The organism is Mesorhizobium caraganae (genome assembly GCF_016836705.1).
GTDB lineage: Bacteria > Pseudomonadota > Alphaproteobacteria > Rhizobiales > Rhizobiaceae > Mesorhizobium > Mesorhizobium caraganae.
This window is the reverse complement of sequence record NZ_JAFCGY010000001.1, coordinates 60200-82203: the sequence shown is the minus strand read 5'-3', so window position 1 is coordinate 82203 and position 22004 is coordinate 60200. Positions and strand designations below refer to the sequence as shown.

Sequence of the window (22004 nt, the reverse complement as noted above, 5' to 3'; positions counted from 1 at the left end):
TTTGGCTGGGCCCAAGGGCCTTCGCCGCGAGAGGGTGGCGGCGATGCTGTGGGCAGGCAGCGGCGAGCAGCAGGCGCGAAATAGCCTGCGCCAGGCCTTGGTCGACATCAGGCGGCTGTTTCCGTCCGCCGGCGACGAGACCATTCGCATCGAAGGCAATGCCGACACCATCTGGCTGGCGGCGAACGCCGATGAAGCTGACATCTGGATTTTCGACCGGAAGATTCAGGCCGATGACGGTGCGAGCCTCGCCGCAGCGGCCGACCTCTACCGGGGCGACCTGCTCGACGGGCTGTCATTCTCACACGAGATCGACGAGTGGCTTGCGCCGCTTCGGGCGAACTATACCCGCAAGGCGCTGGACCTGGTCGAGCGGCTAAGCCTTTTGCCGGAACTCGGTCCGCGCGAGGAACAGGCCTGTGAAAGACTGGCCGAACGGCTGGTGACTCTCGACCCATGCGCCGAGCAGGCCCACCGCGCCCTGATCCGCATCCTCCACCGCCACGGCAAGACCAACGATGCCTTCCGCCAGTTTCTGGCCTGCAAGGAAGCACTGAAGCGTGAGCTCGGAGTCGAGCCGGAAGAGGCGACGCGGGCGCTGGTCGAACGCATCGAAGCGCCCAGCATGGGGCGTTTGAAGGAACCCATGGCCGATGGCGGCCCGCCTAAGATCGGACTTTCCCGCCTGGAAGCGAAGGTGGAGCCGCTGCGCCCTACCGTTTCGGTGCCGGAAAAGCCGTCGATCGCGGTGCTGCCATTCCAGAACATGAGCGGCGACGCCGAGCAAGACTATTTCACCGACGGCGTGGTCGAGGAGATCACGACGGCGCTATCGCATGTGAGCTGGCTGTTCGTGATCGCGCGGAACTCCGCCTTCGCCTACAAGGGCCAGGCGGTCGACGTCACGCGCGTGGCGAGGGAACTCGGTGTGCGCTACGTGCTGGAGGGCAGCGTCCGCAAGGCCGGCAGCCGGCTGCGCGTGGCGGGCCAACTCATCGAGGCGGCGGCGGGTGTGAGTCTCTGGGCCGACCGCTTCGAAGGCGGCGTCTCGGAGGTGTTCGAACTGCAAGACCTCGTCGCTTCCAGCGTCATCGGCGCGATTTCGCCCAAGCTCGAACAGGCAGAGATGGCGCGCGCCAAGCGCAAACCCACCGAAAGTCTCGACGCCTATGACCACTATTTGCGCGGCATGGCGAGCCTTTACTGCTGGACGAGGGAGGGGCAGGAGGTCGCGCTCCCGCAGTTCTACAAGGCCATCGAGCTCGATCCCGATTTTGCCGCCGCGAAGGGCGCTGCGGCCTGGTGCTATTTCTGGCGAATGGCGAATGGCTGGATGACTGACCCGCAGAAGGAGAGCGCTGAGGTCTCCCGACTGGCCGGCAACGTAGCCATTGCCGACCAAGACGACGCTGTGGCGCTGGCCTTCAGCGGCCTCGCGCTGGGCTATGTCATCGGCGACTACGAGGCCGGCTCGGCACTGGTCGACCGCGCGCTCGTGCTGAACCCTAACTGCGCGGCCGCCTGGAGCGCCAGTGGCTGCCTCAAGGCCTGCTACGACGATCCGGACATCGCCATCGAGCACCTGTCGCGGGCAAGGAGGCTGAGCCCGCTCGATCCGCTGACCTTCTTCATGCAGTGTTTCACCGCCTTCGCCCATTTCGCGGCTGGTCGCTACGCCGCCGCCTGGCCGCTCGCCGAGGCTGCTTCCCGCGCGCAGCCATACTATCTCACCGGACTACGCGTCGCGGCCGCTAGCAATGCCATGGCCGGCAGGTTGGATGCCGCGAGCAAGCATATCGCGCGCTCGCTGCGGCTCGACCCCGAACTGACGCTTTCCAACCTCAAGCACCGCGTGGGGCAAATCAGGCCGGACTATTTCGCCAGATATGTTGAAGCGCTGCGGCTGGCCGGCCTGCCCGAATGACACGGCTTGGCCGCGGTCTCTTCAATCCGGTGCTGCAGCAGCATCGATGTCTTTTCCAATGCGGACCGTTTCGGCAACCAGAAGGTCGAGATCCTCGCGTCGGGTCCGGTGGTTGTTGATCGCCACCCTGAGGCAATGTCGGCCCTGCACCGTCGTATCGGAAATGGCGGCGATGCCTTCTTCCTGCAACCTCAGCATGATCTCGGTGTTGAGCGCCTTCGCGCGCTCGCCATCGAGCCCTTCCGCGCGATAGCGGAAGCAGACGATGTTGATGCTGGTCGGCGCTGTCAGCTCAAGCACCGGTTCGGCCTCGATCAGGTTCGCGAGATAATGCCCTTGCGCAATATTCTGGTCGATCAGGCGGCCGAACTTCTCGACGCCATGTTCCCGCAGCGCCATCCACACTTTGAGCGCCTTGAAGCCGCGTGACGTCTGCAGTCCGTAATCGTGCAGCCATTGCCCGGAAGCGAGGCCGCGCGGCGTCGATTCCAGATATTCCGGCGTCACCGCGAAAGTCTTGCGATGCGCCGAGGCATCCCTGACCAGCGCACAGCCCGCCTCGAACGGTGCATGCAGCCATTTGTGCGGATCAAGCGCGATGGAATCGGCCCATTCGATGCCGGCGACGCGATGTGCATTCTCAGGCGCAATCGCAATCAGCGCGCCGATGCAGCCGTCGACGTGGAACCACATGTCTTCCTCGTGCGCCAGCTTGGCCAGCGCCTGCAGATCGTCGATGGCGCCGGTGTTCACCGTGCCGGCATTGCCGACGATGCAGGCCGGCTTGAACCCGGCCGCGCGATCCTCAGCAATCGCCGCCCGCAAAGCCGCGATATCGATGCGCAGGCTGGCGTCGCTGGCAATCCGGCGCAACGCCCTGTTGCCGAGGCCGAGCGCCTCCATGCCTTTGCGGTGGCAGGAGTGGATCTGGTCCGAACCATAGAAGCGCAACGGCTTCTCGATTGCAGAAACGCCATGCTCGCGCACGTCGATGCCGGCCTTGGTGTTGCGCGCCACGGTGAGCCCGATGATGTTGGCCATCGAGCCGCCGCTGACCAGCGTGCCGCTGGCCGAAGCCGGCATGCCCATCATCTGCTTGCACCAGTCGACCACCTGGCCGTCCATCAGGGCGGCGGCATGGTTGCCGCCGCCGAGATTGGAGCCCTGGATGGCCGCCAGGAAATCGCCGAGGGCGCCCGTAAAATTGCTCGACCCCATATACCAGGACCAGAAGCGCGGATGGATGTTGCCCATCGGATAGGGCATCACCTTGTCCACGACATCGCCATAGATGTCGGCAAGCGGCGTTGGCGATTGCGGCAGGGACGCAGTGAAGAAGTCTCTCACATCTCCAGGCATCTCCTGCCACACCGGCCGTTGCCTGACATCGCGCAAATAGGCGACGGCATCATCAACGATCCGATGCGACAGGACCTGCACATCGGCCCAGTCCGAGGGGTCAAGCGTTTCCTCGGTGCTGGTAGCCGAGTGTCCAGACATCGCGTCCATGCAGATTGCTCCCGCGTCATCATGCCGGGAACTGGCAACCAGGCGTCGAGCGCGAGAGAGCAAGCTCTTCCGCATTCATCTCGGCCTCGATGCCATCGAACAGCGGCGTCGTCATGTAGCGTTCGCCGGTATCGGGAAGCATGCACAGGATCACAGAGCCGGCAGGTGCCGTGCCGGCGATCTGGCGCGCCACGGCGAAAGCCGAGCCGCCGGAAATGCCAGTGAAGATGCCCTCCTGCTGCGCCAGCGCCTTGGCCCATTTCATGCCCTCCGGCCCCGCGATCGGCATCACCTCGTCATAGAAGTTGCCATCGATCGCTTCCTGCAGGACGTTCGGGATGAAGTCCGGCGTCCAGCCCTGGATCGGGTGCGGCTCGAAGGCCGGATGGCTGACGGCCGGCGCGCCGCCTGCGCCGCGCTCCTGCGGCTTGCCGCTGCCGACAAGCTGCGCGTTGGCGGGCTCGGTGAGCACGATCTTGGTCTCGGGCCGCTCACGGCGCAGCACACGCGCCACGCCGGCAACGGTGCCGCCGGTGCCGTAGCCGGTGACGAAATAGTCGAGCCGCGAGCCGGCGAAATCGTTGACGATCTCGCGTCCCGTGGTCGCCTCGTGGATGGCGGCGTTTGCCTTGGTTTCGAACTGGCGGGCCAGGAACCAGCCATTGGCTTCGGCCAGTTCCACCGCCTTCTTGTACATGCCGAAGCCTTTCTCGGCGCGCGGCGTCAGCACCACCTTGGCGCCCAGCATGCGCATCAGCTTGCGGCGCTCGACCGAAAAACTGTCGGCCATCGTCACCACCAGCGGATAGCCCTTCTGCGCGCAGACCATGGCAAGACCGATGCCGGTGTTGCCGCTGGTCGCCTCGATGACGGTCTGCCCCGGCTTGAGCGCGCCGGTGCGCTCGCCTTCCTCGATGATGTTGAGCGCCAGCCGGTCCTTCACCGATGACGCCGGATTGAAGAACTCTGCCTTGACGTAGATGGTGGCGTGCGCCGGGCCGAGATTGTTGACGCGGATGACCGGCGTGTCACCGACCGTGTCGAGAATGCTGTCGAACAGGCGGCCGCGGCCGGCCGTGGTTCTGATTTTCTGCTGATGCAACATGGATGAACTCCTGGTTTGCTCACGGGCCGGTTACACACCGGCGGTTTGGGCGGCGAGGTTTCGACACCTTGCCGCACTACAGGTCTTTGACGTGCCGCAATGTGGTAAATCCCACATTCGGCGCGCAGATTTTGCGAGCCGGGTGCACTTTGTCGTGTTCGGTGATAAAGCAAGGGCTGGAGGCCCAGCGTGGGAGCAGGCGTGGAAACTGGCGTGGAATCGAGCCAGGCGAAAAGCCATCAAGGTCTTAGCGTGCGCCTGTTCGGGTCGCTGGCGCTTGTGCGCGACGGCGTCCCGGTGGCTTTGCCGGCATCGCGCAAACTGCGCGCGCTGCTCGCCTATCTGGCGCTGGCGCCGCATCCAGTCGGACGTGGCAAACTCTGCGAATTGCTGTGGGATGTTCCAAATGATCCCAGGGGCGAGCTTCGCTGGTGCCTCAGCAAATTGCGGGCCGCTCTCGACGAACCGGACCGCCGCAGGATCCAAACCGCTGATGATACGATCGCGCTTGATCTCGACGGCATTTGCGTCGACGCGTTGGATGTCGCGTCAGCGGCTGCTGCGGGAATCGAAAAGCTTGGTACCGAGCGTCTGCAGGCCCTGTCGAAGCTCTTCGTCGGCGATTTCCTCGAGGGGCTGGAGATCGACCGCAGCCCACTCTTCAACAATTGGTTGACCGCGCAGCGTCGCCGATTCGGCTCCTGCCACGCGGCCATCCTGGAACATCTGGTCAAGACGCTCCCGGCCGATTCCGAAGACGTCTCCTCCCATCTCGAAAAATGGTTGGAATTGACCCCGTTCGACAGCTGCGCCCACATCGCGCTCCTGGCAAGGCTGGCGCGGCGCGGCCAGTTCGGCGCCTGCGAGGACCATCTTGCCGCCGCAGCTGCGCTCTTCCAGTCGGAAGAGCTGGATTTCGGTCCTATCCGCCAGGCGTGGCTGGCCATTCGCGCGGAACGGCCCTGCGCGACTATGCCGGCACAGCCGGCGGCCCCACCCACGCCGAACCAGAGCCCGATCATGCTTGGCGGTTCCGAAGCCACGATACCGCACAAGGCTTCGCTTGCCGTGATGCCGTTCGCCGAAGACGGCTGCGGCGTTCGTGGTGGGCTGGCCGACGGCTTGACCCACGACATCATCACCCGCCTCGCCAAGCTCAGGGATTTCTTCGTCATTGCCCGTGGCTCGGTCTTCGCGCTGGCCGAGAAAAACATCGCGCCGGAGGATGCCGGCCGCAGGCTGAATGTCGATTATGTCGCCACCGGCACGGTGCGTAGCGTGACGGGGCGCCTGATCGTCACCATCGAGCTTGTCGAGGTGCGCACCGCCAGGATCGTCTGGGCCGAGACGTTCGAGCGCAAGCCCGATGACATCTTCTCCGTGCTCGACGATATCGGCAACAGCATCGTGGCGTCGATCTCATCCGAGATCGAGACGGTCGAGCGCAACCGCGCCATGCTGAAGGCGCCCAATTCGCTCAATGCCTGGGAGGCCTACCATCGCGGTCTCTGGCATATGTATCGCTTCACCCGCGGCGAAAACGAGCAGGCCAGGCATTTCTTCGACATCGCCCTGAGCCAGGACCCAACCTTCACCCGCGCCTATGCCGGCCTGTCCTTCACCCATTGGCAAAGTGCTTTCCAGCGCTGGGGCGACCGCGACCGGGACAGCGCGCTCGCCTTCGAAGCGGCCGGCCAAAGCCTTTTGATCGACGATCACAATCCGGCCGCGCATTGGGCGATGGGCCGGGCGCTGTGGCTGCGCGGCGAAGGCAACGCATCCCTGCTCGAACTGCAAAGAGCTGTCGACCTCAGCCCCAATTTCGCGCTTGGCCACTATGCGCTTTCCTTCGTCCAGTCGCAGTCGGGCGACCCGCAAGCGGCCATCGGGTCGTCGGATCATTCGCGCCATCTGTCGCCGTTCGATCCGTTGCTGTTCGGCATGATGGGGGCACGCGCCATGGCCCATGTCCGGCTGGGCCAGTTCGATGATGCGGCGCATTGGGCGCTCAAGGCCGCGGCCCGCCCCAATGCCCATGTCATTATCCTGTCGATCGCCGCCCATTGCCTGGCGCTGGCCGGACGGCTCGACGAGGCCAAAACCTTCGCCGCCGCCATCCGCAAGACGCTTCCTGGCTACCGCGCCGACGACTTCATCGACACCTTCCGCTTCGACCCGGATGCCACAGCCCTGTTCAAGCTCGGCGCTAAGCGCATCGGGCTGAACTAACGCCGCAGCACCGCGCTCAGCACATCGCGTATGCCGATGGCGCCGACAAAGCGTGACTGGTCGTCGAACAGAGCCACGGGCGCTGTCTGCGAGCGGTGCATGGCCAGCATCACCGTCTTCAGCGAGGTGCCCGGAGTGGCCCAGAATACCTGCGCCGTCTCCTCCGGCTGGGCCTCGACATCGACGCACGACACCCACACTGCCGGCTTGCCGTCGCGTTCAGCCGCCGCCACCAGCCCGTGATCGTCGATCTTGAAGCGCGTCGTCTTGCGCCGGTCGAGCCACACCCAGCCGTTATCGCCGTGCTCCAGGTCGCGGCGGTCGCGCATGACGTTCCAGGCGGTCAGCACCGAGAGTGGGTTCACGTTGGCGATGAAGTCGCGGACATAGTCGTTGGCGGGCCGCAGCACGATGTCTTCCGGCGCGCCGGTCTGCACGATGCGGCCCCCTTCCATGATGGTGATGTGGCTGCCGATCTTCAGCGCCTCTTCCAGATCGTGGCTGACGAAAATGATGGTCTTCTTCAGCTCCGCCTGCAGCTGCAGCAATTCGTCCTGCAGCTTGGTGCGGATCAGCGGATCGAGCGCCGAGAACGGCTCGTCCATCAACAGGATCGGCGCCTCGGTGGCGAAGGCGCGCGCGAGGCCGACGCGCTGCTGCATGCCGCCGGACAGTTCATGCGCGTATTTCTTCGACCACTGGTCGAGATTGACCAGCTTGAGCTGCTTGTGCACGCGCTCCTTGCGTTCTGCGTCCGGCACGCCGGCAAGTTCGAGGCCGAGGCCGACATTTTCCTCGACCGTGCGCCATGGCAGCAGGCCGAACTGCTGGAACACCATCGCCACCTGCTTCTGGCGCAGCCGCCGCAGCGTCGCCTGGTCGCAGGTCACGACGTCGACGATGTTGTCGCCGTCCTTGACCAGCACCTGGCCACGCGACACCACGTTGAGTCGGTTGACGGCCCGGAGCAGCGTCGACTTGCCTGAACCGGACAGGCCCATCAGCACCGAGATCTCGCCCTCGTGCACGGTCAGGCTGGCACCTGCGCAACCCAGCACATTGCCGGTCTTTTCGAGGATCTCGGCGCGCGTGGCACCGCCGTCGATCAGCGCAAGTGAACCGGCCTGATCGGACCCGAAGACGATATCGACATTCTTGAAGTCAACGGCGACGGTCATTTCTTGCCTCCAACGCCGATGCGCGTCATTCGGTCGAGCACGATGGCGAGCACGACAATCGCCAAACCGGCTTCAAGGCCGAGGTCGATGCGGCGCGAGCCGAGCGCGCGGTTGATTTCCGTACCGAGGCCGCCCGCGCCGATCAGCGCTGCGAACACCACCATCGACAGCGACAGCATGATCGACTGCGTCAGGCCGGCCATGATGGTCGGCAGCGCCGACGGCAGTTCGACCTTCCACAGCAGCTGCTGCTTGGTGGCGCCAAACGCCTCACCCGCCTCGATGATCGACTTCGGCACCGAGACGACGCCGAGATGGGTGAGCCGCACCGCGGTCGGGATGACGAAGATGATGGTGACGATGAGGCCAGGCGCATTGCCAAGGCCGAACAGGGTCAAGACCGGGATCAGGTAAACGAAGGTCGGCAGCGTCTGCATCAGGTCGAGCACCGGCAGCATGACGCGGTAGACCTTCGGCTTGTGCGCAGCCCAGATGCCGAGCGGCACGCCGATGGCCATCGCCATGGCGGCGGCGGCCACGACCAGCACCAGCGTCTGCACCGTCTGCTTCCAGAGGTTCTGGTTGATGATGAAGATCAGGCCGAGGAACACGCCGATGGCCAGCGGCCGCGAGCGCTGCAGCAGCCAGGCAATGATGGCAATGACCAGCGCCAGCAGCACCGGCGGCACCATCAAAAGGATATCGACCAGCCCGTCGAGCAGGAAATTGAGGCCGTTCGAAAAAGCCCTGAACACAGTGTCGAAATTGTCGGTGAGGAAACCGAAGAAGGCCTTTCCCCAGGCGCCGATCGGTATCTTGTGATCGACCATGAATTTCGAAATCGGATCCATATCGCCCCTCTCATGCGCGAGACCGCCTGCCCCCCGGCCTCTGCTGTCGTCACGTCATCTTCTCACAGGATATGAAAAAGGGCAGCCTTTTCTAGATTGGCTGCCCTTCCTGGTTCGGCTTTGCCGAATTCAGTCGGCTCAGCTTCCGAGCGCGGTCTTGACCGCTGCGGCCGCATCGCCGCCATCGAAGGTGGTGACGCCGGCAATCCACGGCGCAACCGCGTCAGGGTGCTTCTTCAGCCAGTCGGCTGCGACCGTGTTGGCGTCGCCGCCTTTCAGGATCGCGTCCATCATCTCGCCTTCCATGTCGAGATTGAACTTCAGGTTGGCGATGAACTTACCGGCATTCGGGCATTCGGTAGTGTAGCCCTTGCGCACATTGGTGTAGACGGTGGCGGCGCCGAAGCCGCTGTCGCCCATGCCGTCGAGATAGGTGATCTTCATGGCGCCCATCACCGGATGCGGCGTCCAGCCGAGGAAGGCGATCCACTCATTGTTCTTCATCGACTGTTCGGCCTGCGTCAGCATGCCGGCTTCCGAGGATTCGACCAGTTCGAAGCCTTCGAGATTGTCCTTCGGGTTCTTGATCATGTCGAGGATGATGCGGTTGCCGTCATTGCCGGCCTCGATGCCATAGATCTTGCCGTTGAACTTGTCCTTGAACTTGCCGAGGTCGGTCAGCGACTTGACGCCGGCATCGGCGACATAGGTCGGCACGACGATGCCGTAGCCGGCGCCGGTCAGGTTGGTGCTGATCGTCTCGACCGAACCGTCGGCGGTATAGTCCTTGATGTCGTTGGTCATCGACGGCATCCAGTTGCCGAGGAAGACGTCGACATCCTTGTTCTTCAGCGACGCCATGGTCACCGGCACCGAAAGCTGGATCGTCTGCGGCTCATAGCCGAGCGCGGTGAGCAGCACCGAGGCGACGCCGGTCGTCGCCTGGATGTCGGTCCAGCCGACATCGGAAAGGCGCACCACCTTGCAGCTCTCCGGATCGCCGGCAAGGGCTGCGCTCGTGGACAGGAAAGTCGCCAGACCGAGGCCGGCGACGAAGGTGTTCATACGCGACATTGATAGTCTCCCATTGTGATTCTTTGGCGAAGCGTAGTTACGGTTTCTTTGCCCGCCTTGTTTCGTCAGCCAAACACCATTCTGGTGTGGTTTCAAGCGCTAAGGCAATCACGATCAACGGCGCGGGCTGGCCAAACAGCGACACGCCTGCCGCTTTTTCGATGGCAGACGGCTTTTCCAGTGAAATGCTGTAGTGCCCCCTCCCCGCGGCAGGACAACTCGGCTTAAAAGGACGGCATGGCCAAGCTTTACTTCCACTATGCGACGATGAATGCCGGCAAGACGACGATGCTGCTGCAGGCGTCCTATAATTATCGCGAACGCGGCATGACGACGATGCTGTTCGTCGCCGGCCACTATCGCAAGGGCGATACCGGGCTGATCTCGTCGCGCATCGGCCTGGAGACCGAGGCCGAGATGTTCCGCGATGGCGACGATCTCTACGCTCGCGTCGCCGAGCACCATGAGCACACGACCGTGCATTGCATCTTCGTCGACGAGGCGCAGTTCCTCGAGGAAGAGCAGGTCTGGCAGCTTGCCCGTATCGCCGACCGGCTGAACATCCCGGTGATGTGCTACGGCCTGCGCACCGATTTCCAGGGCAATCTGTTTTCCGGCTCGCGTGCCCTTCTCGCCATTGCCGACGACCTGCGCGAAGTGCGCACCATCTGTCGCTGCGGCCGCAAGGCGACGATGGTCGTGCGTCTCGGCCCTGACGGCAAGGTAGCAAGACAGGGCGAACAGGTGGCGATCGGCAAGGACGTCTACGTCTCGCTCTGCCGGCGCCATTGGGAAGAGGAGATGGGCCGCGCAGCACCCGACGACTTCATCGGCTTCACCAGAGGCTGAACGGCCGGGGCAACATGAGAATTCTCCAGTTCACAGTCGATTGCCCGTTTCCGCCGGTATCCGGCGCCGAGATCAGAAACGCCGCGAATGCGCGCGCCTTGGCAACGATGGGCGAGGTTCTGACGGTAAGCCTAACTGGCGCCCCGGCGCCTTCTCCACCGCCGAATATCCGTCACCGGATCATCGAGGCGGCGCGCGGCAGAGGTCTCTGGGGCAGGCGCAGCCCTCACCCGACCGTGCATATGATGCCGGACGACGAACTGGCTGAAGCCGACGCGATCTGGAGAGAATTCTCGCCCGATCTCGTGGTGGTCGAGGAGATCCCGCTGTCGCAGCTGCTGACGCTGGCGCCGAAGCATCGCGCACGCACCGTCCTTGACCAGCACAACATCGAATCCCGGACGGTCGCCGACCGGATCGCCGGCCTGACGCTGTGGCAGCAAATTCGAGGCTGGCGCCAAAATAGGCACAGGAGGGCGCAGGCGCACGACGCCGACAGGCGTGCGGCTGCCATGGCCGATCAGGTCTGGGTCTGCTCGCCGACCGACGGCGCGCTGCTGTCCGCTCTCGGCCCCGTCGGCGACGTCAGGTTCATCGCCAACCCCATTCCGGACGAGAGTGTGCTTTCCCTGCCGATTGGTGCCGAGCGGTACCGTGAACTCAGCCTGTGCTTCATCGGCCATCTCGGCTATTTCCCCAACATCGACGCCGTCAAGCAGATCGGACGCGGGATGGTGCCGCGCCTCACCGCCTCCGGCCGGCCCTGGTCGATCACCGTCGCCGGCAGGAACCCACGCGATGTCGTGCGTGGTTTATGCACCAAGCATGGTCTGCAGCTGATCGAGAACCCACCGCATCTGCCGGACCTGCTTGGCCGTGCCGGTTATGCGCCGATCCCGCTGCGCTTCGGCGGCGGAACCCGCATCAAGGTGCTCGAGGCGATGGCGGCGGGCCTGGTCGTCTGCGCCACCGAAAAAGCCGTCGAAGGGCTCGGCCTGCAGGCGGACAGGCATTTCCTGTCAGGCAGCGATGCCGGCGAACTTGCGTCGAAAATCGTCGATCTCGCGAAACGCCCGCAAGCGGCGGCCGAGATGGCGGAGAGCGGCCGCACCTTCGTGCGTGACAACCATTCATCGGCAGCAATTGAAAAAGCGATCCGGCAGGCAATCGCGGAAATGCCGCTCCACCGAACGGGATAAGACCCGCCTTGCAATCCAGCCACCATGCTGCGTTTGTTAAGGCCCTGCAGCCTATTTTGCCCGCAGCCAGAGCCAGCCGGGGACCGCCATGCGAGCCATTTCGTCAGCACTTGTCTTTTACTTAGCCGGTATCGCGGCCGCGCAAGCCGACGGCGATGCTGCGCTGGGCAAGAAGGTTTTCTTCAGATGCATGGCTTGTCACGAGGCGGCAACCGACCGCGACAAGATCGGCCCGCATCTCCTTGGTATCGTCGGCCGTACAGCCGGCACAGCCGAGAATTTCAGCTATTCGCAGGCCATGAAGGATGCCGGCGCCGCCGGCCTCGTCTGGGACGAAGCCAACCTCAAGGCCTATCTCAGCGCCCCCAAGCTGAAAGTACCCGGCAACAAGATGGCCTTCTCCGGCCTGACCAGCGACGAGGACATTGCCAACGTCATCGCCTATCTGAAGGCCGATCCGAAGCCCTGACGGCTGGACGCGTAGCGTGATAGCGATGGCTTTGGCCAGCTGTCTCGCGCCTGCAACCGATTGAGTTCTCTGTCGAATTTCAGGACGTCCGCACCGGCCGAGATCGGCTGCTTGCCAACATCAAAGTTCAATGACAGTTGAACAATGCCTGGCCGGCTGGTTATTCACGCCATGACCCCGCCTTCATTGACTTTCAAGACGATGATGGATTTTTTTGTTTTCGGGGCGGGTCTTGTCTTGCGTCTTTCAATCCCCGGATGCCCCACATATATTCGCCGCTGTTCGCAGCCAGCGACCGGAAGCCGAAGCGGGAGGCCCCTATGGCGACATTGCAGAATTTCGATGCCGAAATTGCCAAGACCAGGCAGGTCGTGCAGGACATGCGCACCAAGATCGAGCAGTCCGGCACCGTGCTTGATACTTTGGCCACCGCTGACAAGAAGATCGGCGACGCCAATTTCGACATCGAGAACGCCCGCGTCGAGGATGTGCTGAAGCAGCAGAAGGTGATGGAAGGCAACATTGCCGACCTGATCATCGGTCTGGAAGACGCCACCAACGTCTTCGGAACCGAATTCGAGAGCATGAAGAACTACACCGGCTGGGAAAGCTTCGTCGGCGTCTTCTCCGCGCAACGCAAGCAGCGCATGCGCACCGACCGCGTCCGCAACATGTCGCTGGCCGGCAATCTGCAGGAGCTTCTGGTCAAATCCGACACAATCGTCGGCATTCTGAAGGCGCAGAAAGAGGTCCTCGACCAGCGCTACAAGACCTCCGAAGCCAGCTTATCGCAGGTAATTGAGCGCCGCAAGGCCACCATGGCCAACCTCGAAGCGGTGCAAAAACGCATCGAGGAGGTCAACCCGCTGCTGCTCGACATCGAGAACAAGATCGCGGCCTCGACCAGCCAGAAGGAACGCACGCAGCTTGAGGGCGAGCGCTCGAAACTGGCCACCGAATACAATGAAAAGCAAGCCAAGGAGCAGGAATTGCTGGCCGAGAGCCAGACGCTGGAGCGCTACACCTCGATGTTCCAGACCTTCGTCGATTCGCTCAACAACCAGATCGCCGCGCAGTCGACGCTGATCAACAAGCTGACCATCGATACCGAACAGCGCATCGTGCTTTACAAGGCGCTGGAAGATTCGTTGAAGACCGCCGCCCAGCAGGATGTCGCCCACAAGATCAACACGCTGGGCAGCCAGGTCGACAACACCGCCGAAGAGACCATGGCCGGCATTGGTGCCGCCTCGCAAAAGCACATTGGCGATCTCCTAGAAATGCACGAGAAGAACATGGTCGCCAGCGCCGACATCCAGCGCCGCAAGAAGCTTGCCGACGATGCCTTCGCCCGCCGGTTCGACGACGTGATGAAGAAGCACAATTCGGCCAACTACGTGCAGTCGTAAGGAGCGGCTGCACGCGAGCACACCCGGCATGACTCCCGAAAACGAAGCGGCGGCGCGCTATTTTTCCGCCATCACCGCCGCACTCAGCGGCCTTGAAGTGTTCATGCGCGACGACCGCTCGCCGCTTTACCGGCACGGTATCGTCGCCAAGATCGTCGCCGAATACATTGCCCGGCTGGACAAATCGTTCTCCTGCTGGCGCAACCGTCTCGGCTTCATGGACACGTTCCGCATTTCACGCGCCGACAGCGGCTATCCCGTCTTCCAGAACCTGCTCGAATTGGAAAACGATCGCCGCCAGGCCGACGCGCGTTTGGCCAACATCCCGCTCGCCGGCGAATTGCGCGAGGAAATGGCCGACTTCATTCTGCGCCACAAGGAGTTCCCCGAGGCGCTGCAAAAGTCGATGGCCGAGCGGCTCTATCTCGAAGACGTCAAGAGCGAGCAGACCTTCGGCCCGTTCTCGCTGGCGCAGACGGCCAAGGTCTCGGTCAATCCAAAAACCTTCCGGCCCTATTACCTCGTCCACTGGGCGACATTCGACGGCAGCGCCAACCTGCCGCTGGTCTACATGGTGACGGTGGAGGATTCCTCCGAAGCCATGATCCGCCAGCTTGTCGACAGTAATGGCAAGCTCAACGAACAGGTCGACATCCCGCTGCCCGTCGATGGCCTGCTCAACCCCGAGCTTGCCCACCGTTTCGACGACTTCACCGAAAAGAATTCCGCCTATACGCTGTCGCCGGCGACGATTGCGGTCAATCTCGACAAGGATTTCGAGCCGCTGCACCCCAAGCAATTGCGCCGCGTCGTGCTTGGCCCCTTCTATTCCGCAGGGATTACCGACAACAATTCGACGGTGACCGAGGTGCTGGCCAAGGTGCGCAAGCCCGAAAATGCCTGGCTGCTCACCTGGACCATCCAGGAGGTCTACTCCAAAGGAGAGAAACCCGGCCGCAAGGGCCTGTTTTCCAGCGAGAAGACGACCCAAGAATTCTTCATCAACACCGACGATCTCGAAGCCGCGCGCCAGGGCGTGTCGAGCTACCAGAACCACGCGCTGATCCCGCATGAAGCCTACCAGGCGCTCTACGCCGCCGGCGAGGCGCAGAAGATCTTTTCCGGCTACAAGGTTCACATCCTGTCCAACGGGCAGGTCATCTCAGACGTCTGACCGTCACACCACGGAGCATCCTTCATGGACACCGGCCTGACCACCATCCCGGAAGCCGCGATCGAAAAGCACCGCGCCACGGCGCAGAGCTTCATCACCCGCGTCGTCGTGCTGGAAGACCCTTCGCGAGAATCCGGCACCGCGCTTGCGGGCACCAATCGCCGCTTCGTCTCGACCGTCTCCGTCGGCTCGGTGCGGCGCACGCGGGAGGTCGAACTGACCAAAACCGTCGCTGCCATCCACCCCGACGACCAGCTGATGAGCATCCCACAGCACACGCTGTTGTTTCGCGCCCGCCGCGGCCTGGCGATTTCGCTCGCCATTTCCGATGTCTTCGCCGAGGGCTCCGATCTTGAAAGCCTGCAAGCCAAGAACACACGCGCGCCGCTGGAAGGCGACGAAGCCGCCACCTTCAAGAAGCTTCTGTCAGCCTCGGCTTACGTTTCAGCCTTCAGTCTTGCCTCCTATCTGTTCCAGCTGATCGACAGCGACGGCGACGCGCCCAACGATATCCCCGAGCCGGACTTCCTGTTCGACACGCCGCAGGATGCGGTGAAGTCGATTGTCGCCGGTCTCGACAAAGCGATTGCCGGCTCCAAGGACGATGGCGATTTGACCACCCGGGCGCGCGCCTTCGCCCGCGTCGCCATTGACGGGCTCTTGGCCCGCAAAGGCCGCTTCGATGGTATCGGCCCGTTCGAGGACGCTCATATCCGCATCGACGCTGACGATTTCACCTTGGATGGCTTCGACGTCGCGCCGGGCAAGCGCTCCAAGCCGCTGGTGATGACCTTCAAGAAGCCGGAAGAGGTCGTCGGCAACCACATCGCCAAATACCAGTCGGTCAAGCTCGCCAAGATGCTGATGGCCTATGATTTCGAGCGCGAGCTGAATCCGTTCGTCGAACTCGGCGGCTTCCTCTTCACCTTCATCGGCGACGGTGCGCCGGGCACCGGCAAGACGACGCTGATCCAGATGATCGCGGGCCTGGTCAACGGCTACTGCCAGGTCGCCGGCTATCCCTTCGCCTATGAGAATTTCGGCGTCGACCAGATCTCGTCCTACCAGGGCAAGTCCGGCCAGAACTGCCGCCAGTTCATCAACAATGTCTTGAACCCGCGCGTCATCGGTTTCGGCACCGTCGACGATATCGACCAGGTGGCGGCACGCCGCTCCGACGACCGCGCCTCGGCCGGCCAGCAGGAAATCACCGGCGTCTTGATGGATGCCTTTGCCGGTGCCGGCACGGTGGTGCGTGGCAACTGCTCGTTCGGCATGTTTTCCAACTATCCCGAAAATGTCGACGACGCCCTGCGCCAGCGCGCCGGCGCCCGCTGGCTGGTCGACGGCCCGCAGAGCCGCGACGACTATATCGACATCTTCGTTTTGCTTGCCGGCAAGAACCACAAGATCCCGCTCGGCGACCACAAGCTCTATGCCGCGCAGGAAATCCAGCGTGCTGTGACCGAGGCCTATGAGGAGCATGAGAAGCCGCAGGAAGATGGGCTGATGAAGGTCTATGAGCGCTACATGAAGGAGAATGGCGCGCCGAAATCGATGGCCGACATCGGCACCTATCTACACCTGATCAAGGACGCCGAACCGCGCTTCACCGGCCGCGCCATCAAGAACGTCACCGACGCCATCAAGATGCGCGCCATGGATATCGAGTTGCCCGACGACTGGTTCGAGAAGCCGGAAGCCTTCATGCACAAGGGCTATGACGAGAAGAAAGCCATGATCGAGGAACTGCGCGGACCGTTCTCGATGGACATGGTCATGCAGGAGATCAACCGCTACGCCGATTCCGAGTTCCGCTATTCCGACAAGTCGGACGATGCCGCCGTGGAGAAGCTGCTGCGCGATGCGCGGCTGCGCGAACGTGCAGCGCGCGAGATGGAGGAGATGAAGCAGAAGGGGCTGTGGAATGCGTGAGGCTGGCACCTCTTCCTTCTCCCCGTTCACGGGGAGAAGGTGCCCGAAGGGCGGATGAGGGGCAGCGCTGTGCGCGGTGGAAACGAGCCGAAAGTGGCGAGAGCCCGGCAGCTTCGAAAGGTTGAGAACGAAGCCGAGGAAAAACTATGGCACGAACTGCGCGGGCGACGACTAAACGGTTACAAATTTATTCGCCAGCTACCGGTCGGTCCATATTTCGCCGATTTCGCCTGCCGCGAAGCTAACCTGATTGTGGAAGTCGATGGAAGCCAGCACGCAAATCGATCTAGGGATCGATACAGGGATGCAACTATGAATAGGAACGGCTGGTCGGTTTTGAGGGTTTGGCATGCCGATGTCCTGACGGGCCGCAGGAGCGTACTGGATACGATTGTTGCGGCATTGGACGGTCGCCTCAATCAGAAGATGGTTGCTGTCGACGTAAAGTTTTTGCCCGCTTCAACCTTGGGGGACAAATGATGAGCGTCAGCGCCGCCCCCCATCCGCCCTTCGGGCACCTTCTCCCCGTGAACGGGGAGAAGGAAGAATGACCCACCCCGCCAAAAAACCCGACCTGCTGCGCGACAACGAGCTCATCTACGGCCGCCTACTCGCCGTCGATGAGTCGCACCTCATCCAGCGCTACAACAAGGCGCTTGTTGCCTTCGGGTTGAAGCCGACCAAACTAAAGAGTTTCCAGATCGACCGCACCGGCTTCTCGCCCGAAGTGGCCGAGGAATGCGGCGACTACGATTATCTCGATCCCAATGAGGTCAACCGCCGCTTCATCATCCTGACGCCGTCGCAGATCGACCTGCCGGTGGTGCACACCGCCTTCTCCAACACCTCGCAGCTGATGTTCGAGTTCATGTCCAAGAACCAGCGCGCCATCGATGCGCTGACCATCAAGGACGTCATCTACGGCGAGATCGAAGATTCCGTCCCCGTGGTCAACGACATCGAGGATCTGCTGTCGATCAGCCAGGTCGAGTTCAAGGTGCTGTCGGCCGAGGACGTGCTGGGCAAGGCCGCCGAGCTCGGCAAGCTTGTCGACCGGTTGAAGCAGGAGCCGGACGCCTGGCGCGATAGCGCCATGCTCAACCGCATGGTGGAGCTGGCCAAGGTCTGCGGCGATATCCGCGAAAATGCGCTGGTGCCCGACCAGGTGATCTTCCGCCACAACGCCTACTGGACCAGCCATTTCGGCGGCGTCTACGTCTTCGTCGACCCCGATATGACGACGGTCATCGGCGACCCGGCCGCACCCGGGTTCCGCCGGTCGCGACCCTGGCAGGTCAGCTATCTCTCGATCAACGATGCCGACAAGGTGTTCAAGTTCCTGGCCTCGACCGGCCGCATCGAACTGCCGCGGGCGTCATGGGTCGAAAGCTCGGGCTATCTCGAGCATCGCGCCGAGATGGTTGTGCGCTCGCTGATCCGTGACACCGAACCGAACCGCAATTTGACCGATGTCGACAAGGTCTGGCTGCAGACCTGGATCCACGGCCATGCTGATCTCATCACCAGCGACGGCAATTTTCCCTTCCTCAACGCCGCCAAGCGCGAAATCGCCCAGCTCGGCCATCTCAAGATCGAGGACGTCGCGCCGCGCCAGCGCTTCCTGGTCGTGCGCGGCAAGCCCGATCATCCCGATGCCTGGCTGACCAACCAGCTGATCTCGGATTTCGTACCGCAGGACTTCGTCTCGCGCTATGTCTTCAACAAGCCCGGCTTCTACAAGGACTATGACGGCTACAGCGACGCTTGGCGATCGCATGTTGTGGACGTTCTGAAAACCACATATTTGAAAGACAAGGTGGCGTTTCGCACGCGCCTTTACGGCTTGACTGATTAGAACGAAATGAGCCGTCATTTCGTTCTAATTTATTGTTTTGGCGCATGATGTTATCCAAAAAGCCTGCAACTTTTGGCATCATGCTGAGGGGGTGAACGAGAGCCATGCTTGATCCGATCGTGAATTTCTTCACCCGCATCTTCCAATGGATCGGCCGCGGTATCGGCCTTGTCATCGGCGCGATCCTGTGGCCTTTCCTATGGGCCGGGCGCTGGTATACGCAGCGCGGCTGGATCCTGAAGGCGGTGGTCGGCCTGGCTTTGCTGGTGTTGATCGGCCTCTACGCCAACTTCTTCTACGCCACCCAATGGTGGAACAAGTTCGACCCCAACTACGTCGACAAATACACCTTCGAGAACCGCAACATTTCCGCCGGCGAACAGGTCGCGGCCGGTGCCGGCACCGAGACCGCCAAGACCTGTGGCAATTCGGGCATCGCCCAGGTCGCGGCCGACCTCACCGATTTCAACGTCAACCAGAATGCCTGGGTCTCGTCGATGATCCTCTACAAGCTCGGCCTGTTCGGCGTCGACTGGGATCACACGCCGTTTATGGACAACAAGGCCTCGTTCCAGCGCGGCATCAACCAGGCGGTGCGGCGCACCGCCACCGAGCTTGCCGATAATCTCGGCCGCGTGCGTACGACATCGCAGATCGATGCCGATCTGCAGGATGCGCGCGGCAATCTGCAGTTCGACGAATACACTTGGTATTTCGGCCTGAACCCGTTCGGACCGAAGACGCCGACCCCGAGCTATTATCGCGATGCCGTCAACAAGCTGCGCTCCTTCAACGCCCGCCTGGCCACCTGCCAGGCGACGTTCGACGCCCGTGCCGACAATCTGAAGCAGTATATAGACCGCATCTCCTCCGACATCGGTTCGACCTCGGCAATCCTCAAGGAGCGTGCCGAAAACCACAACAATGGCTGGTTCGACTTCCGCGCCGACGACCGCTTCTGGTTCGCCTATGGCCAGCTCTATGCCTATTACGGCCTTATGAAGGGGGCCCAGGCCGACTTCGAGGATGTGATCAAGGAAAAGCATCTCGGCAATCTGTGGGACACGATGGATTCGCAATTCGTCTCGGCGCTGCGCATACAGCCCTTCATCATCGCCAATGGCCGCGAGGATGGCTGGATCATGCCGACGCACCTGACGACGATGGGTTTCTACGTGCTGCGGGTGCGCTCCAACATGGTCGAGATCAGCAACGTTCTGACGCAGTAACGTCTGTTGCTGCCTCAACAGGCGATGGCGAATTTGCGCCGTCGCCTCTGTCGCATTCCGTGCATTGAGCGGCTGTTTTGAGACGGCGGAACGACGCGTCCTCTGGCTTCTATACGGCGCGGCAACGGAGCCAGGAAGAACCGACGGCAGGTCGGCCCGGCCGCGGAGACACTTTCTTCACAGGAAACATAGTTGCATGCAAGTTGACGCCACGGCAGCGACAGGGTTAGAACATGCCCGCGCCCGGGTCCAACATGCCTGCGAGTGAGATCAAACCCGTCCCCTCCACCGTTCAATCCGAAGGAAAGCCGTCATGGCCGAAGTGAAGTCCGACATCGAGATCGCGCGCGGCGCCAACAAAAAGCAGATTCAGGAGATCGGCAAGAAGATCGGCATCCCGACCGAGCACCTTTTGCCCTACGGCCACGACAAGGCGAAAATCTCGGCAGAGTTCATAAAGTCGGTAAAGGGCAACAAGGATGGCAGGCTGATCCTGGTCACCGCCATCAACCCGACGCCGGCCGGCGAAGGCAAGACGACGACCACCGTCGGCCTCGGCGATGGATTGAACCGCATCGGCAAGAAGGCGATCGTCTGCATTCGCGAGGCTTCGCTCGGTCCGAATTTCGGCGTCAAGGGCGGTGCAGCCGGCGGCGGCTATGCGCAGGTCGTGCCGATGGAGGACATGAACCTCCACTTCACCGGCGACTTCCACGCCATCACCACGGCGCACAATCTTTTGTCGGCGCTGATCGACAACCACATCTACTGGGGTAATGAGCTCGGCATCGACACCCGCCGCGTCGTCTGGCGCCGCGTCATGGACATGAACGACCGCGCTCTGCGCGAAATCATCGCCTCGCTTGGCGGCGTCGCCAACGGTTTTCCGCGCGAGGCCGGCTTCGACATCACCGTCGCTTCGGAAGTCATGGCGATCCTGTGCCTCTCCAACGACCTGAAGGATCTTGAAAAGCGCCTCGGCGACATCATCGTCGCCTACCGCCGCGACAAAACGCCGGTCTATGCCCGCGACCTCAAGGCCGATGGCGCCATGGCGGTGCTGCTCAAGGACGCCATGCAGCCCAACCTGGTGCAGACGCTGGAAAACAACCCGGCTTTCGTCCATGGCGGCCCGTTCGCCAACATCGCGCATGGCTGCAACTCGGTCGTCGCCACCACGACGGCGCTGAAGCTCGCCGACTATGTCGTCACTGAAGCCGGCTTCGGCGCGGATCTCGGTGCCGAAAAATTCTTCGACATCAAGTGCCGCAAGGCAGGGCTGAAGCCAGCCGCGGCTGTCATCGTCGCCACCGTGCGCGCCATGAAGATGAATGGCGGCGTCAAGAAGGAAGACCTCGGCAAGGAGAACATCGAGGCGGTGAAGAAGGGCTGCGCCAACCTCGGACGCCACATCGAGAACATCAGGCAGTTCGGCGTGCCGGCGGTGGTTGCCATCAACCACTTCTATTCCGACACCGACGCCGAGATCCAGGCGATGAAGGACTATGTCGCCTCGATGGGCGAAGAGGCGATCCTGTGCAAGCACTGGGCCCATGGCTCCGCCGGCATCGAGGATCTCGCCAACAAGGTGGTGGCGCTGGCCGAATCCGGCGCCTCGCAGTTCGCGCCGCTCTACCCCGATGCCATGCCGCTGTTCGAGAAGATCAACACCATCGTCCAGCGCATCTATCGCGGCTCCGAGGCGATCGCCGACAAGTCGGTGCGCGACCAATTACACGCCTGGGAACAGGCCGGCTACGGCCACCTGCCGGTGTGCATGGCCAAGACGCAGTATTCCTTCTCAACCGACCCGAACCTGCGCGGCGCACCGACCGGCCACACCGTGCCGGTGCGCGAGGTCAGGCTGTCGGCCGGCGCCGGCTTCGTCGTCATCATCTGCGGTGAGGTCATGACCATGCCCGGCCTGCCCAAGGCGCCGTCCTCGGAAAAGATCTTCCTCAACGAAGCCGGCCAGATCGAAGGCCTGTTCTGAGATTTTCTCGACTATCAAAGGC

The 22004-nt window shown here is 62.5% G+C and carries 17 protein-coding genes; 12 read left to right on the top strand and 5 right to left on the bottom strand.

The features are described 5' to 3' along the window. Window positions 1-43: 43 nt before the first annotated feature. A complete protein-coding gene (locus JQK88_RS00385; RefSeq protein WP_246501863.1) occupies window positions 44-1924 on the top strand; it encodes a BTAD domain-containing putative transcriptional regulator in 1881 nt (626 codons plus the stop codon). Between the two features lie 21 nt (window positions 1925-1945). On the opposite strand, the gene JQK88_RS00380 is transcribed toward JQK88_RS00385, so the two are convergent. After that, window positions 1946-3433 carry a pyridoxal phosphate-dependent decarboxylase family protein gene (locus JQK88_RS00380; protein ID WP_203277152.1) on the bottom strand — a complete coding sequence of 496 codons (1488 nt, stop codon included), beginning with the start codon at window positions 3431-3433 and terminating at the stop codon, window positions 1946-1948. A gap of 19 nt (window positions 3434-3452) precedes the next feature. Further along, entirely contained in the window at window positions 3453-4538 is a 1086-nt protein-coding gene (locus JQK88_RS00375) for a PLP-dependent cysteine synthase family protein (protein WP_192258820.1), read from the bottom strand. 213 nt (window positions 4539-4751) lie between these two features. Here JQK88_RS00375 and JQK88_RS00370 point away from each other — a divergent pair, with 213 nt between their 5' ends. Beyond that, window positions 4752-6767, top strand: coding sequence for a transcriptional regulator (locus tag JQK88_RS00370; protein ID WP_312037215.1), 2016 nt, complete (start codon window positions 4752-4754; stop codon window positions 6765-6767). On the opposite strand, the gene choV is transcribed toward JQK88_RS00370, so the two are convergent. The 3 genes from choV to JQK88_RS00355 form a co-directional block, all read right to left on the bottom strand. Continuing rightward, a complete protein-coding gene (choV, locus tag JQK88_RS00365; protein ID WP_203277150.1) occupies window positions 6764-7945 on the bottom strand; it encodes a choline ABC transporter ATP-binding protein in 1182 nt (393 codons plus the stop codon). The genes JQK88_RS00370 and choV overlap by 4 nt on opposite strands. Continuing rightward, entirely contained in the window at window positions 7942-8796 is an 855-nt protein-coding gene (choW, locus tag JQK88_RS00360; RefSeq protein WP_112561116.1) for a choline ABC transporter permease subunit, read from the bottom strand. The genes choV and choW overlap by 4 nt, the downstream gene beginning before the upstream one ends. Before the next feature lie 138 nt (window positions 8797-8934). After that, window positions 8935-9870 (bottom strand): choline ABC transporter substrate-binding protein, encoded by a 936-nt coding sequence (locus tag JQK88_RS00355; RefSeq protein ID WP_192258817.1) that lies wholly within the window; start codon window positions 9868-9870, stop codon window positions 8935-8937. Between the two features lie 237 nt (window positions 9871-10107). Between JQK88_RS00355 and JQK88_RS00350 the strand changes: the two genes are divergently transcribed. The 10 genes from JQK88_RS00350 to JQK88_RS00305 all read left to right on the top strand — a co-directional run bounded on the left by JQK88_RS00350 (window position 10108) and on the right by JQK88_RS00305 (window position 21982). Further along, the gene (locus tag JQK88_RS00350) at window positions 10108-10719 is read left to right on the top strand and encodes a thymidine kinase (RefSeq protein ID WP_112561118.1); all 612 of its coding nucleotides are present in this window, start codon (window positions 10108-10110) and stop codon (window positions 10717-10719) included. A gap of 14 nt (window positions 10720-10733) precedes the next feature. Then, entirely contained in the window at window positions 10734-11918 is a 1185-nt protein-coding gene (locus JQK88_RS00345; protein ID WP_192258816.1) for a glycosyltransferase, read from the top strand. A gap of 88 nt (window positions 11919-12006) precedes the next feature. Further along, complete coding sequence (locus JQK88_RS00340; RefSeq protein ID WP_192258815.1) at window positions 12007-12387, top strand: c-type cytochrome; 381 nt, start codon at window positions 12007-12009, stop codon at window positions 12385-12387. A gap of 320 nt (window positions 12388-12707) precedes the next feature. Beyond that, on the top strand, window positions 12708-13796 hold the full coding sequence (locus tag JQK88_RS00335) for a hypothetical protein (protein WP_203277149.1): 1089 nt from the start codon (window positions 12708-12710) through the stop codon (window positions 13794-13796). Between the two features lie 28 nt (window positions 13797-13824). Then, window positions 13825-14970: a hypothetical protein gene (locus JQK88_RS00330; protein ID WP_203277148.1), complete on the top strand. Its 1146-nt coding sequence runs from the start codon at window positions 13825-13827 to the stop codon at window positions 14968-14970. A 24-nt stretch (window positions 14971-14994) separates the two neighbouring features. Continuing rightward, window positions 14995-16905 carry an AAA family ATPase gene (locus JQK88_RS00325; protein WP_203277147.1) on the top strand — a complete coding sequence of 637 codons (1911 nt, stop codon included), beginning with the start codon at window positions 14995-14997 and terminating at the stop codon, window positions 16903-16905. Between the two features lie 69 nt (window positions 16906-16974). Continuing rightward, window positions 16975-17385, top strand: coding sequence for an endonuclease domain-containing protein (locus JQK88_RS00320; RefSeq protein WP_376740376.1), 411 nt, complete (start codon window positions 16975-16977; stop codon window positions 17383-17385). A gap of 67 nt (window positions 17386-17452) precedes the next feature. Further along, window positions 17453-18760 carry a DUF6638 family protein gene (locus JQK88_RS00315; protein ID WP_203277145.1) on the top strand — a complete coding sequence of 436 codons (1308 nt, stop codon included), beginning with the start codon at window positions 17453-17455 and terminating at the stop codon, window positions 18758-18760. A gap of 104 nt (window positions 18761-18864) precedes the next feature. Continuing rightward, window positions 18865-19989, top strand: a complete 1125-nt coding sequence (locus tag JQK88_RS00310) for a DUF2333 family protein (RefSeq protein ID WP_203277144.1) — start codon at window positions 18865-18867, stop codon at window positions 19987-19989. 313 nt (window positions 19990-20302) lie between these two features. Continuing rightward, window positions 20303-21982, top strand: coding sequence for a formate--tetrahydrofolate ligase (locus JQK88_RS00305; protein ID WP_192258808.1), 1680 nt, complete (start codon window positions 20303-20305; stop codon window positions 21980-21982). The last annotated feature ends 22 nt before the right edge of the window (window positions 21983-22004 follow it).

Bases quoted from the DNA above. Each gene is read 5' to 3' on its own strand.
- JQK88_RS00385 (WP_246501863.1), top strand. From the start codon at position 44: ATGCTGTGGGCAGGCAGCGGCGAGCAGCAGGCGCGAAATAGCCTGCGC.
- JQK88_RS00305 (WP_192258808.1), top strand. From the start codon at position 20,303: ATGGCCGAAGTGAAGTCCGACATCGAGATCGCGCGCGGCGCCAACAAA.
- JQK88_RS00335 (WP_203277149.1), top strand. From the start codon at position 12,708: ATGGCGACATTGCAGAATTTCGATGCCGAAATTGCCAAGACCAGGCAG.
- JQK88_RS00325 (WP_203277147.1), top strand. From the start codon at position 14,995: ATGGACACCGGCCTGACCACCATCCCGGAAGCCGCGATCGAAAAGCAC.
- JQK88_RS00315 (WP_203277145.1), top strand. From the start codon at position 17,453: ATGACCCACCCCGCCAAAAAACCCGACCTGCTGCGCGACAACGAGCTC.
- choW (WP_112561116.1), bottom strand. From the start codon at position 8,796: ATGGATCCGATTTCGAAATTCATGGTCGATCACAAGATACCGATCGGC.
- JQK88_RS00340 (WP_192258815.1), top strand. From the start codon at position 12,007: ATGCGAGCCATTTCGTCAGCACTTGTCTTTTACTTAGCCGGTATCGCG.
- JQK88_RS00330 (WP_203277148.1), top strand. From the start codon at position 13,825: ATGACTCCCGAAAACGAAGCGGCGGCGCGCTATTTTTCCGCCATCACC.
- JQK88_RS00355 (WP_192258817.1), bottom strand. From the start codon at position 9,870: ATGTCGCGTATGAACACCTTCGTCGCCGGCCTCGGTCTGGCGACTTTC.
- JQK88_RS00375 (WP_192258820.1), bottom strand. From the start codon at position 4,538: ATGTTGCATCAGCAGAAAATCAGAACCACGGCCGGCCGCGGCCGCCTG.
- JQK88_RS00345 (WP_192258816.1), top strand. From the start codon at position 10,734: ATGAGAATTCTCCAGTTCACAGTCGATTGCCCGTTTCCGCCGGTATCC.
- JQK88_RS00380 (WP_203277152.1), bottom strand. From the start codon at position 3,433: ATGGACGCGATGTCTGGACACTCGGCTACCAGCACCGAGGAAACGCTT.
- JQK88_RS00350 (WP_112561118.1), top strand. From the start codon at position 10,108: ATGGCCAAGCTTTACTTCCACTATGCGACGATGAATGCCGGCAAGACG.
- JQK88_RS00310 (WP_203277144.1), top strand. From the start codon at position 18,865: ATGCTTGATCCGATCGTGAATTTCTTCACCCGCATCTTCCAATGGATC.
- choV (WP_203277150.1), bottom strand. From the start codon at position 7,945: ATGACCGTCGCCGTTGACTTCAAGAATGTCGATATCGTCTTCGGGTCC.